12 protein-coding genes are annotated in these 12,690 nt (G+C 43.8%); 2 read left to right on the forward strand and 10 right to left on the reverse strand.

Features of this window, described 5'->3' with window-relative positions:
* Nucleotides 1-193 precede the first annotated feature (193 nt).
* A complete protein-coding gene (locus CO230_RS07950) occupies nucleotides 194-484 on the forward strand; it encodes an HU family DNA-binding protein (RefSeq protein ID WP_122028109.1) in 291 nt (96 codons plus the stop codon).
* 54 nt (nucleotides 485-538) lie between these two features.
* Here the strand turns inward: CO230_RS07950 and pdxH are convergent, their stop codons facing one another.
* Nucleotides 539-1,183, reverse strand: a complete 645-nt coding sequence (pdxH, locus tag CO230_RS07955; RefSeq protein WP_122028932.1) for a pyridoxamine 5'-phosphate oxidase — start codon at nucleotides 1,181-1,183, stop codon at nucleotides 539-541.
* Nucleotides 1,184-1,232: 49 nt separating this feature from the next.
* Between pdxH and CO230_RS07960 the strand changes: the two genes are divergently transcribed.
* Entirely contained in the window at nucleotides 1,233-1,781 is a 549-nt protein-coding gene (locus tag CO230_RS07960; protein WP_122028110.1) for a YqgE/AlgH family protein, read from the forward strand.
* A gap of 14 nt (nucleotides 1,782-1,795) precedes the next feature.
* Here CO230_RS07960 and CO230_RS07965 read toward each other — a convergent pair whose 3' ends face one another.
* From CO230_RS07965 to CO230_RS08005, 9 genes are all read right to left on the reverse strand, one after another.
* On the reverse strand, nucleotides 1,796-2,605 hold the full coding sequence (locus CO230_RS07965) for an aminotransferase class IV (protein WP_410492876.1): 810 nt from the start codon (nucleotides 2,603-2,605) through the stop codon (nucleotides 1,796-1,798).
* Between the two features lie 61 nt (nucleotides 2,606-2,666).
* Nucleotides 2,667-3,053 (reverse strand): START-like domain-containing protein, encoded by a 387-nt coding sequence (locus CO230_RS07970; RefSeq protein WP_122028112.1) that lies wholly within the window; start codon nucleotides 3,051-3,053, stop codon nucleotides 2,667-2,669.
* Between the two features lie 223 nt (nucleotides 3,054-3,276).
* Nucleotides 3,277-4,458: an aspartate aminotransferase family protein gene (locus tag CO230_RS07975; protein ID WP_122028113.1), complete on the reverse strand. Its 1,182-nt coding sequence runs from the start codon at nucleotides 4,456-4,458 to the stop codon at nucleotides 3,277-3,279.
* A 222-nt stretch (nucleotides 4,459-4,680) separates the two neighbouring features.
* Nucleotides 4,681-6,417 (reverse strand): OstA-like protein, encoded by a 1,737-nt coding sequence (locus tag CO230_RS07980; RefSeq protein WP_122028114.1) that lies wholly within the window; start codon nucleotides 6,415-6,417, stop codon nucleotides 4,681-4,683.
* Complete coding sequence (locus CO230_RS07985; RefSeq protein ID WP_122028933.1) at nucleotides 6,417-6,890, reverse strand: Fur family transcriptional regulator; 474 nt, start codon at nucleotides 6,888-6,890, stop codon at nucleotides 6,417-6,419. The genes CO230_RS07980 and CO230_RS07985 overlap by 1 nt, the downstream gene beginning before the upstream one ends.
* A gap of 87 nt (nucleotides 6,891-6,977) precedes the next feature.
* Complete coding sequence (locus CO230_RS07990; RefSeq protein ID WP_122028115.1) at nucleotides 6,978-8,966, reverse strand: KUP/HAK/KT family potassium transporter; 1,989 nt, start codon at nucleotides 8,964-8,966, stop codon at nucleotides 6,978-6,980.
* 109 nt (nucleotides 8,967-9,075) lie between these two features.
* The gene (locus CO230_RS07995) at nucleotides 9,076-10,059 is read right to left on the reverse strand and encodes a pyruvate dehydrogenase complex E1 component subunit beta (RefSeq protein WP_122028116.1); all 984 of its coding nucleotides are present in this window, start codon (nucleotides 10,057-10,059) and stop codon (nucleotides 9,076-9,078) included.
* Nucleotides 10,060-10,157: 98 nt separating this feature from the next.
* Nucleotides 10,158-10,574, reverse strand: coding sequence for a DUF2147 domain-containing protein (locus CO230_RS08000; RefSeq protein WP_122028117.1), 417 nt, complete (start codon nucleotides 10,572-10,574; stop codon nucleotides 10,158-10,160).
* Between the two features lie 117 nt (nucleotides 10,575-10,691).
* The gene (locus CO230_RS08005; protein WP_122028118.1) at nucleotides 10,692-12,614 is read right to left on the reverse strand and encodes an LTA synthase family protein; all 1,923 of its coding nucleotides are present in this window, start codon (nucleotides 12,612-12,614) and stop codon (nucleotides 10,692-10,694) included.
* Nucleotides 12,615-12,690: the final 76 nt, after the last annotated feature.

Genomic DNA, 12,690 nt, shown 5'->3' on the forward strand with positions numbered 1-12,690 from the left:
CGACAGCTAAAGGATTTTCCGAAACCGTACGGGCTGTAAAGCCCGATATTCTGTATAGGCAGTAAATTCGGAACTTTTCGTTAAATTTCGGCTTTCAATCAATTTTATTTTAAATATGTGTAATTAATTTGCGCAATTTGAAAATTGTTTTATATTTGCTTTAATTACAAAACTAACCCTAATAATAATTATTATGAACAAGTCTGAATTAATCGACGCTATGGCAAATGATGCCGGCATTACTAAAGTAGCTGCAAAGGCAGCTCTGGAATCTTTCATCTCCAATGTTACTGCAACTTTATCTAAAAAAGATGGCAAAGTTTCTTTGGTTGGCTTCGGTACTTTCTCTGTAGCAGAGAGAGCGGCAAGACAAGGCATCAACCCTGCTACTAAAAAACCAATTAAAATTGCTGCTAAGACTGTTGCAAAGTTCAAGGCTGGTGCAGAGTTAGCGGATTCAGTAATGGGTGGTAAAAAGAAATAAACTACTGTTACAGAAAATGAAAACCTCACTGAACAGTGAGGTTTTTTCATGCTTTCAAGGTGCGAGACGCGAGATCTTCCAATCAAAATCTTGCTGCAGTTCATAAATAATACGGTCATGCAAGCGGTTGGGACGGCCCTGCCAGAATTCGATCTCATAAGGTTTTGCAAGATAACCTCCCCAATTTATAGGCCGCGTAACTTCTTTCCCTGCAAACTTTTTCTCAATAGCAGCCAACTGATCTTCAAGGAATTGACGATTTGGGATTACCTGGCTTTGTGGCGAAACCACTGCGCCGAGCTGGCTCCCCTGTGGCCTTGAATGAAAATAACCATCACTTAGGTTCTCCGCTATTTTCTCAACACTTGCTTTAATGATGACCTGTCTTTCCAGCGCTGGCCAGAAAAAATGCAGACAGGCTTTAGGACAGGCTTCAATGGATTTCCCCTTTCTGCTGTGGTAGTTGGTATAGAAAATGAATCCTTCCCAAGTATACTCTTTAAGGAGCACCATGCGGGTACGCGGGCAGCCATCTGTGTCCACAGTTGAAACCGACATTGCGTTAGCCTCTGAAATAGCAGGATTCTCCTGTGCATCAAGGAACCACTGGTGGAATTGTTCCAGCGGGTTTTCTTTTATTTCGTTTTCCAGAAGTTCAGCTTTCGCATAATTTTTTCGGTGGTCGTGCAACTTTTCCATTAATTTTTTTTTATTTTTGATGGAGGTTCCATATAAACCTCCGCAACAGATGAATAACACTTACAAAGGTAAAATATTAATATCCACTCCCGATATTTCCGGCGACATCTTTTCACGGTCCGTAGTCCTTATCATAGATCATAATCCGGAAGGGGCTTTTGGCCTTATCCTTAATAAGAAAAACCAGCAGATGAGCGCACGTTTGTTGCGTATATTTGGTTTTCCGGTAGCGGTTTATGAAGGCGGACCGGTAGAAAACGACAAAATATTCTTCATCTGCAAAGGCCATAAAATCACAGAAAACTTCTCGCAGATAGATGATGATTTCTACTTAACAGAAGATATCGAAAGCGTAGTAACCGCTATTATAGAACAGCGCATTTCGGTGGCAGACATCAAAGTATTCTCCGGCTATTCTGGCTGGGCACCACAACAGCTGGAGCAAGAGATACGCCGTAAAATGTGGACCGCCGTAGAAGTCTATCAGCTCGATTATACGTTACCCAACGATCATGGGCTCTGGAAGAGCATCATGCAAAACCTCGGCGGCGAATATCTGCTGTGGGCCAATGCGCCAGAAGATGTATCAATGAACTAAAGAAAGTCATAAGTTTACACAAACTGTGTACGCCATTGCGCCACCATTTCTGTAAAACGTGTGGCTGAAAATGTTTTGTTTCGGATTTTCGATACACTGAAAACGCCTTTCTCATCAGAGATCAGCAGTATTTCCTCTGCTTTCTGAGACTCAAATGCGATCATCTCCGCTTCCTGAATCTCCGCCAGCCTGTTTTTATGGACAAAGGTCACAAAGTTTTCCATCAGTGGCGAAATATAGGCACCTTCCGACTGCTTGGGGATTTTAATCGTGTCATGATCCAGGAAAAGCAGATTCCCTGAAATGCTGCGTGCGATCCTTTTCTGCGGGTTAAGCAGAATCACCTCATCAAGGTCATTTTCTTTCGCATAGATTTCAGCGTAGGTATTTTCAGGACTGTGCACCCGTATATTGCTTAACAAGTGCGTGTTCACACTAAGGTCTTTCAGCAGGTCAAGCTGCAGTGCGTCACCAATCTGCAGCACATCAATACCAGGTTTTATCCTCGCGAAGAAAGAAACTTCCGCTTTATGCAGCGCCGTTGTGCTGGTACCGCGGTAAACCAGGAAGTCAATCACCGCTGCATCAATCCCCTGATGAAGCACTTTTTCGGCGATAAGCTGCTGAAAAAACTCCAACGTATAACTCATGGGGATATGCATACGCATTTTGCGCATGCTGGCCATCAAGAAGAAATAACACTCCTCGCCCATGATAAGTTTCGAGTTATGAATAAAGAACGATACACGTACAGCGTCACCGTATAGAAAAGCGCGGTTTTCCGGCAGAAAATCACCCGAATAAAAAGTAAAATCTTTCAAAATTGCTGGTTTAATAAAAAAATAATGAACGAAAAAATCGTTCATCAAATTATGGTATAAAATACTAAGAGGCCCCGAGTTTTATCTTCAGGTTTTCAATAAGATTCTCCCAGTACAGCTGGTTCTCATTCTCATCACCAGGATCGCAGAAGTCGGTTATATTCAAAGACAAGTCTTCCGTAATATCATCAATCATAATCGTCATCTCAAAGAAATTCTTCGTACCCTCATCCTCTTCCCAGCGAAAGCGTACAAAACTCTCAGGTTTATAACGGATCAGCGTTGCCTTTTCAGCCGGCCCACCGTTCCAGCTGAAGTAGAAGTCGTCGCCTTTCTCTACCACCTCATCGGCAAACCACTCAGAAAGTCCCTCTGCACTTGCCATATATTCATACAAAATCTCCGACTGACAGTGCATTGGAAATTCGTATTGCACCTTCGTTTTCGCCATATTGCTCCCTAATTTTATTGTTGCGCAATATATAAAATAAATTTTTATTTAAGCAATAAACAGGCACAAAAAACACAGTTTTTAGGAGCATAAAACACCGTTTTCCCTTTCAGGTTCTCACCCGCTCTGCGCACTCGCTGCCCGGGGCCTTTCCAGGCCCCGGGCGAGCTCAGACAAATGCTTCGATCGGGGCTAAAAGTCCTGTCCGTTCCCTTTTCGAACCTCATACCGTTGTCTCCTCAATGGCCTGAAGAATGATGCCGCACCCCTCACGGATTTCATCAAAAGATAAGGTCAAAGGAGGCGAAATACGCAGATATTCGTTTCGGTAGAGTTGCCAGAAAACCACCAACCCAAGTTCCATACAGCGCGCGGCAACCTTAAGTGTGAACTCGGGCGAGCCGAGATTCACCGCCAGCATCAGGCCTCTTCCATTGATGTTCTTTATTTTGGGGTGTACAAGCAGCTCGCGGAACAGTTCTTCTTTGGCGTGCACTTCATCCATAAGACCAGACTCAAGCACTTCATGCAGCGTGGCATAACTCGCGGCCGCTATTAAAGGATTGCCGCCAAACGTGGTGATATGCCCTAATTTTGGCGAATGAGACAGTGTTTCCATTATTTTGCGTGAACTCATGAACGCGCCTACCGGCACACCGCCGCCCATGCCTTTGCCCATCACCAGGATATCGGGCACGATGCCATAATGCTCAAAAGCGAACAACTTACCCGTACGTCCGAAACCGGGCTGTATCTCATCCAGAATCAGGAGTGCGCCTACTTCCTCGCAACGCGCTTTGAGTTTTTTAAGATAATCGGCTTCCGGCAGCAGAAACCCTGCGGCGCCCTGAATGGTTTCCAGGATGACGCCGGCAGTTTTGTCCGTAATCTTTTCCAGATCCGGCAGTGAGTTGAACTCAATAAAACTGACCATCGGCAGCAAAGGCCGGAACTCACGCTTGTGATATTCATTACCCGACACCGAAAGTGCGCCGTGCGTGTTGCCGTGATAAGCATTTTTAAAGGAGACAATCTCTTCCCTGCCCGTATATCTTTTGGCGAGTTTCAAGCTGCCATCGATGGCTTCCGCACCGGAATTTACCAGGTAAGTTACTTCCAAAGGATCGGGTGTTGCTTCTGCAAGAAGCTTACAAAGTTTCACGGGCATCTCCTGCGCATACTCGCCGTATACCATCACGTGCAGGTATCTTTCAGCCTGTGTCTTGATGGCTTCCACGATCTTCGGATGCGAATGTCCGAGCGTGTTGGCGGAAACGCCCGCGACAAAATCAAGATATTTGCGGCCATCTTTGCCATAGATATAACTGCCTTCGGCTTTTTCTACCTCGAAACCTGCTGCAAATTGTGTGGTTTGGGCCTGGTATTTAAAGAAATCTGTTTGCATTTGATAGTACATTTTTATTTAAAAGAGATAGCGTTCCTACGGAACGCGCCTTATTTCCAAATCTGTTTTTCTACACAGAAGGTGTTCCGGCGGAACACCATTTATTTTCGATGCTCCTGAATCCCTCAACAGCATCAAGCATCTTTCGGTTTGAATGTCCCCAAAGTGTTAGCTGAAACGCACGCGACAAAACCAAGATATTGGTGACGATATTGGTTTCGGTTACTTCCTTACCCGTTTTGGCCGTTTGGCTTCTTCCTTTGCCTTGGCTTCGTCTATGGCCTTCTGTGCCTGGTTATAGAGGGTATCTGCGGGTTCGTACTGTATTTCCTCATAACCGGGCGTGTCGAGGAAGATGTCTTCCCAGCGCCTCAGTCGGTCTTTAGTATTCCAGTTGAAGTCGGGGAAGAAGCGCCGCTCCCGCGCGATCAGGCTCATCGGATAGACATCTGAATTGGCGCCTACGTTGCAGGCGATGATCTGGACCTTATTTTCATCAAACTCGGCTTCGATGGTGCCACAGGTTGACAGGGCTACGCCGATGCGCTCGACCTGTTTGGTGCTTTCATTCTGGTCGTCGGCATAGGTAATCGCCTGGGCATTGCCGATGACTTTTGCCAGGCTTATTTGGTTTTCTTTGTAATAAACCGTCATGAGTTTGCCTTTGACCTGGTTAAACTCGTCTTTCAGATTAAGCGAATCTGCCTTACTGATGGCGAAGGCGTTGCCAATGACTTTCAGCGAGTCTATATACTCTTTCTCGGTATCGAAGTAGGCTTCTATCTTATCCCCGGTCACCTGTTTCTCGCCACTCCAGGCAATTGGCGCGCCGAAGAGGTGCATGATACCATCGGTTTCATTAAAACTTAAAGAATCTGCGCGCACCTGTATGTTCGATTTGTACATACGCGCCTTGCGAAACGCCCGCAAGAAACTCTTCTTTTTCAGCGGATCATTATCATCTACCTTTTGGTAAGCCAAGAGCTTCTGCGCAGAGAAGTACATGGAGTCTTTCTCTAAAATCTTCACGGCATAAGGTTTTTCCGTCATTACAGCAGAGTCTTTCTTCTCGTAGATTTCGCCGTAGCCGCCTTTCAGGTAGCGGTTTTCAGCAGGATCGCGCAGGGTAACGTTGCCTTTGGCCGTACCGAAGCCGCTGATCTGGTTAAAGTACATATCGTCTCCGGTAAGTGTTTTTCCGTTATAGTGTATGCGCGAATTCTTCTTTAGATACACCTCTTTTGAGTTCATGTTATAAGAACCGCGTTCGGTATAAATGAGATTTGAGGGATTCTGTTTGTTTGTAATGGTGGTAGGCCCGAAGAAATCTGCGGTGTTGGTAATTTGGTTCTGCTTGATGTTGCTGCCCTCCACGATATAATCTGGGTTGTTGATCTTTACGTTACCGGTAAAATCAATCATTCTGGTGGTAAGATCGTAGGTTGCAGAGCGGGTGTACATTACGTTATTAGCATCTGAAATGGTACCGCCGGTATTGAAGTAGGCGACATTCGCGATACGGTCGTAATAGAGCGTCTCGGTCTTTATGGTCTGTCGAGGGTCTGTTAAGACAACATTCTTCTTGGCGATGCCTTTCTGCGTATTGCCGTCGTACTCCATCTCGCCGGCTGTAATGACAGAGCCGTCAGCATTCTGCAGCCTTACGTTACCGATGGCTTTCACGAAGTTCTCTTTCTCGTAGAAGATCACCTCATCGGCAAAGAGGACAGAGCCCTGCTGCTCGAACTGTACATTGCCACGAAAGAATGGGTTCCCGTTGTATTTATCGGGGGTTTTCTGAAAGAAATCCGCATGTACGAGGCGTACTTTCTCGCCCTGCTTGGCGCCTTTTGCCTGATTGAAGTACGGATCTTTCACGAGTGGCGTGCCGGGTTGTGTGCTGATTTGTGCGGATAAGAAGGTGCCAACCAGCAGGAATAAAAGAAAAAAACGCTTCATCACTCTTTTTTGGTGCCGTAGAAATATAAGGAATGTGAGCTGATATTAACACCAAAGGCAGTCTCAATAGACTCTTTAATCCCCTGAATACGCGGGTCGCAGAACTCGATGATTTCCTCGATTTCTTTATCAGACCCGGTTTTGTAGATGACTAAATGATCGTGCTGCTTATCGAAGTACGACTTCTCGTAAGAGGAGGTTGAGAGTGTTTTTTCCCCGAACTGATGTTTACGGATAAGGCCTGCATCAAGAAAAATTTCGATGGTGTTGTAGATAGTGGCCTTTGATACGTGGTATTTCTTCTGCATCATCAGCAGATAAAGATCATCTACATTAAAGTGATGATCCATCATATAGATCTCCTCCAGGATGGTGTAACGTTCGGGTGTGTTGCGAAATCCTTTCTGTAATAGATACTGTCTCAGGACTTCTTTTATGGTAATTAGGTTAAGGTCTTTCTGTGTCGCTTCCATAGGTGCAAATTTATTCATTTTATTCCAAATGAACACCTGGCGGTTTTCCGCAGCCACACCATGGGTTTTACCAAGCTTCGCAATGGGCTATGAGTTATAATGCCTGAAATCCACTTGCTGGATTTTTTTAGTAACTAGCTGCTGATCAAGCAATGGTGCAGATTCTACAATGACATTGTGCGGAGAAACGCCCCACGCCTTGAAATCATCACTGCCGATATACTTCACGAAATTATAGATATTAAGGGTGATTTTTTCTTTAACGGTAAGTAAAGTATCGTTGATATAGGTATTATCAATGATAACATACTTAAGGTCTGGCGGAATATTGTGCGCGCGAAGTGACGGGTGACTGCTGCGCGAAGGGATGGCACCTTCTTCTGTAAGATCCATTAATACCTGGTCAAAATAATCATTGATACGTCTGTCTATTTTGAAACCTAAGAGGAAGTTGATACGGTAAATGGTGCCTGGCATAATCTCGTCCACCGTATATTTAAAGGTAAACGGATCTTCCTGATTCACGATGTTCAGGATAAAATAATGATCGGCGCGTTTGGGTTGCTTCCGCAGGATGGAGTAAATGATCTTAGACTCGATTTCATCTTCTTTTTTTGCGCGGCTCAGGAAGGCAAGGTTGGTGGCATACTTGGGGATGGTTTCATCAAGCTTCAGGTCTTTGATGACGGGTACATATTTGTCGAGTTTTACAAATTTGATGAATTTGGCCTTGATAAGGCGCCCGTTGTACCACGCATACATACAGACCGCAATGAAGCCACCCAACACCATGGTAAGCCAACCGCCATCAAAGAACTTGATGACATTGGCATAGAAAAAGCCTAATTCGATGATTAGATATAACACGATGAAGGCAATGGCAAATCCTTTAAAAACCTGTGTACGCCGCAGCCAGAAGAACAGTAGCAAGGTCGTCATCAGCATGGTAATGGTAATCGTAAGACCATAAGCGGCCTCCATATGCTCTGATTTCTTGAAATATATCACGACTATGAAACACAGCACCATTAATCCCCAGTTGATTTTAGGGATGTACATCTGCCCTTTGATGCCCGAAGGATAATCAATCTGTTGATTTGGCCAGAAAGAGATTGACATGGCTTCTGAAAACATGGTGAAAGACCCTGTCAATACCGCCTGACTTGCGATAATGGCAGCTGCTGTAGCCAATATGACCCCCGGTAAGATAGCCCATGCCGGCATGATACCAAATATGGGGTTGATCCCCTGTGCTACCAATTGATGATTATCTAAAAGCCAAGCACCCTGACCTAAATAATTAAGGATCAGCATGGATTTCACAAACACCCAGCTTACACGGATATTCTTTTTCCCACAATGCCCAAGGTCTGAATAAAGCGCCTCTGCCCCAGTCGTACACAGAAATACCGCACCCATAATAATAATGGCACTGGGTGAATGGGTGATGAGATTATACGCATAGTAAGGATTAAAGGATTTAAAAATCTCTACATGATCAAAAATATGTACAGAGCCGAAGATCCCTAGTGTGAGGAACCATAATACCATCACCGGCCCGAAGAATTTACCTATCGATGCCGTACCGAACTGCTGAACAATAAATACTATCGACAATATAAACAGGGTAATGGCCACTACCGGCGTATTCGGGCTGTAAATCTGCAACCCTTCCACCGCCGACATCACGGTCAGGGATGGTGTGATCACACTATCGGCCACCAAAGTTGCGGCACCAATAATCGCTACGATGTAGAGCCACTTTTTCTTCAGTCTTTTTACCAGTGAGTAAAGAGAAAGGATGCCGCCTTCCCCTTTATTATCGGCTTTCAAAGCAATCACCACGTATTTGATGGTGGTTTGTAGCGTTAGAGTCCAGATGATGCAGGACAATGCACCTTCAATATATTCATCAAAAGGCATAGCGCTGCCAACGCCCCTGGCATTCACGATAGCTTTCATTACGTAAAGCGGCGAAGTACCGATATCACCAAAAACTATCCCGAGGGAAACCAAAACTCCTATAGCAGTAAGTTTCTTAGTATCGAAGTGAGCGCCTTCAACTGCGTTTGACATTTGTTGTGATTTTAATGCGCAAATTTATATTAAAACCTAATTACATGAATATATTATTTTAATAAACTTGCAGCAGCATAAAAAAAACTCCCGGTTGGGAGTTTTATGATTAAGCTTTAATGTAAAGTGCTTTTTTAATTTCTTCTTTCACTTTCTCAAGTTTTGGGAACCATTCTGCGAATAATGCTGCGGAATATGGTGCCGGTGCGTCTGGTGTGGTAATTCTTTTTATAGGCGCATCCAGATAATCGAAAGCTATTTGCTGTACCATGTAAGTGATTTCAGTCGCGATGGAACCCAGCGGCCACGCTTCTTCTAAAATAACCAGTCGGTTGGTCTTCTTTACAGAGTTGATGATGGTCTCATAATCAAGCGGGCGAACGGTACGAAGATCAATGACTTCTACCGATATGCCTTCTTTCTCCATATCTTCAGCTGCCTGCATCGCTAATTTCATGATTTTACCGAAAGAAACCAAGGTAACATCCTTACCTTCTTTCTTAATATCTGCTTTACCGATTGGGATGTAATATTCTTCTTCAGGGATTTCCATCTTATCGCCGTACATCTGCTCAGACTCCATAAAGATTACAGGATCGTTGTCCTGGATGGCACTTTTTAACAGTCCTTTTGCATCGTAAGGGTTTGAAGGCACTACCACTTTAAGCCCTGGGGTGTTGGCAAACCAATTTTCCAAAGCCTGGGAGTGTGTTGCACCTAACTGACCTGCAGAAGCTGTAGGACCACGGAATACGATAGGGCAATTCCACTGGCCACCGCTCATCTGGCGAATTTTAGCGGCGTTATTGATGATCTGGTCTATACCTACCAGAGAGAAGTTGAACGTCATGTATTCTACGATCGGGCGGTTACCATTCATGGCAGAACCTACGGCGATACCGGTAAAACCAAGCTCTGCGATTGGGGTATCTATCACTCTTTTGGGCCCGAACTCATCCAGCATTCCTTTAGAGGCTTTATAGGCTCCGTTGTATTCCGCTACTTCTTCCCCCATCAGATACACGGATTCGTCTTTGCGCATTTCCTCGCTCATTGCCTGGGCAATCACTTCGCGAAAAGTATATTCCTTCATATTTATTGAAAAATTAGATTACAAAAGTAAGCATTTTTAGACAGAAGGCACAAAAAAAACACCCCAAGCGGAGTGTTTAGTATCTTTAGAAGCAGGTTTTAGTTCACTTTATGCCAAGTTTGCGTTTTCACAGCGATTCCCATTACGATGGCTTTCACTTTCAATTCATTTCCTTCGCGCACTACTTCGGTTTTATAGGATTTACCGTCTTTTGGGTTGGTGATGGTACCGTTGACGAATTCTTTTCCGTCTTTAGAAAGTCCGCGGATAATTTCCAGACCGATCAATGGTTTGTTTTTACGGTCATCCTTACATTTCACACAGTTGGCATTTTCTGGCTTAATCAGCAGTTGGGTGATCTTGCCGTAATATTTACCATCATTTTTCTTAAAGATTTCGACGATAGATTTGGGTTTACCGGTTTCATCATCGATGGTTTTCCATTTACCTTCAATTTGGGCATAAGACAATGTTGCAAATAACATGGCAACAAAAGCGAAGATTATTTTTTTCATTGATAAAATTATTTAATTTTTATTTTGATAAATGTAACTAAAAAAAGTTAAACACAAAATATTTTTATATGCCAACCATTGCTTTCATTGCCTTACGGAAGATTTTAGGATTAAACATTAGTTTAATTTCCGGTTAATCACACGGTCCATATAATCCTGATACCAGGCCTTGGCCTTCATTTGGCCCTGTTTTACTTCCGCGTTATTTATTTTGCCTATCAAATTATCTTCAAAACCTAAGTCCTGTTTGTCGTACAGTCCTGTGAATGATTTCCCGTCGAAAAGATGAATGTAGTCGCCAATGATAAACTGCTCAAGCCCAGAGGAATTTACGATAAGATAATCCTCTGGCGTAGGAGTCACCAAACTACGGCCCCAACTGCGGATTTTCTTGTTATATCCCATTAAGTCGGCAAGTGTAGGGTAAATATCCATCTGCTGGGCTGGCTGTGTGACAACGCCTTGTAAACCATATCTTTCGTTCGGAGAATAGAATAATATGGGGATCGCAAAACGGTTCATGGCCTTTTCATATTCAGGATAACCTACCTGGTTGGTATGATCTGCTACCAATACAAAAATGGTATTTTGGAACCACGGCATTTTTTTAGCGGTCTCGAAGAACTTTTTCAGCGCATAATCGGTGTAGCCAATCGGCGCATGGATATCAAGTGTTCCTTTCGGGAATTTGCCTTCGTATTTCTGTGGAACTTTGAAAGGATGATGAGATGATACCGAAAACATCGTGGCCATAAAAGGTTTTTTTTTAACAGCAAGGGTGTTTGCGAAATATTGGAAAAACGGCTCATCCCAGATACCCCACATCCCATCGAAATCCGCATCATTGTTATATTCGGTTTTGCCATAATAATGTTTGAAACCTAAAATATTCCCAAACCCCTGAAATCCCATTGACCCGTTGGGCGCACCATGAAAAAACGACGTGTCATAACCCATTTCATTGGATACTGAGACGATGGACTGTATCTTTTGGTTGGAATAAGGGGAACCGGTAAAAGCATCCTTCAGTGCCGGGATACCGGCAAGGATGGAGCTCATCCCATGGATAGACTGGCGGCCGTTCGCGTAGGCATTTTCTGCGATCAGGCTATGCGCTGCCAGACTGTCGATAAACGGCGTGTAAGAAACAAAACCATCAATTTTTGTATCGCGGTTAAAGGCGCCGATGTATTCTTTACCGAAACTTTCGAGTATGAAAATAACCACGTTGGGTTTAGGCTCCTCTACTTTGCGGATATAGGTTTTATATGGCTTAATATTTTGCTGGATGAAGTCATCATCCACAAACTTTACTTCTTTGAAATTATTACTGCCCAATGTCCGGAAAAACGAAAAAACACTGTTTAGCACTACGTTTGCCTGTAACGGATTCTTTACATGACGGTTAGCATCCACCATATTGATAGGGCGTGTAGAGTGCCGGAAATCCCCGCGAATGCCACCAACCACCAGCGTAGCCACCAAGCACAGCGTTACCACCGATGACACAAAATACTTCCACTTTACCAAGATATTTCGTGGCTGTATCTTTACTTTTTTATAAAGAAAAACCCAAAGCGTCATCAGCACGATATACGATAATATCACAAAAGGATGCTCGAGTATCGAAACAAAAAACACCTTCGCCAAATTATCCTCATGCTGCGCTACACTCATCGCCGCCATTGTAAGACGTGCCTGAGAGAATTTGTAATAAATGAAATCACCGAAATTCATCGCGTACGCTACCCCGTTGGTAATGAAATACAGCCAGAAAAGAAATCTCTGATAGTATAGCTTGGTATTCACCGTAAGTGGTACCAAACTAAGCAGGATGAAAAGCGCATTCACATACAGAATGGCCGTGGTGTCAAAAGCCGTCCCATGGTAAGTCAATACCAGATAATCCTGAACGCCATCTATTTTAATAAGATTCCGGTTAAAAATATAAAAAAGGAGTCTAGCGGCCTGGTAAAAAAGATACGCCAGAAGAATGCGGTAGAACAAGGTGGCAGTTTCCTGCAGTCGAAGGTCTTTCATCAGTAAAAACAATGGCGCAAATTTACACTAAATTCGTGTTTGTGCGATAGAAAGCCAGTTTCCGGAAATTTAAATA

The organism is Chryseobacterium sp. 6424 (genome assembly GCF_003692615.1).
Lineage (GTDB): Bacteria > Bacteroidota > Bacteroidia > Flavobacteriales > Weeksellaceae > Kaistella.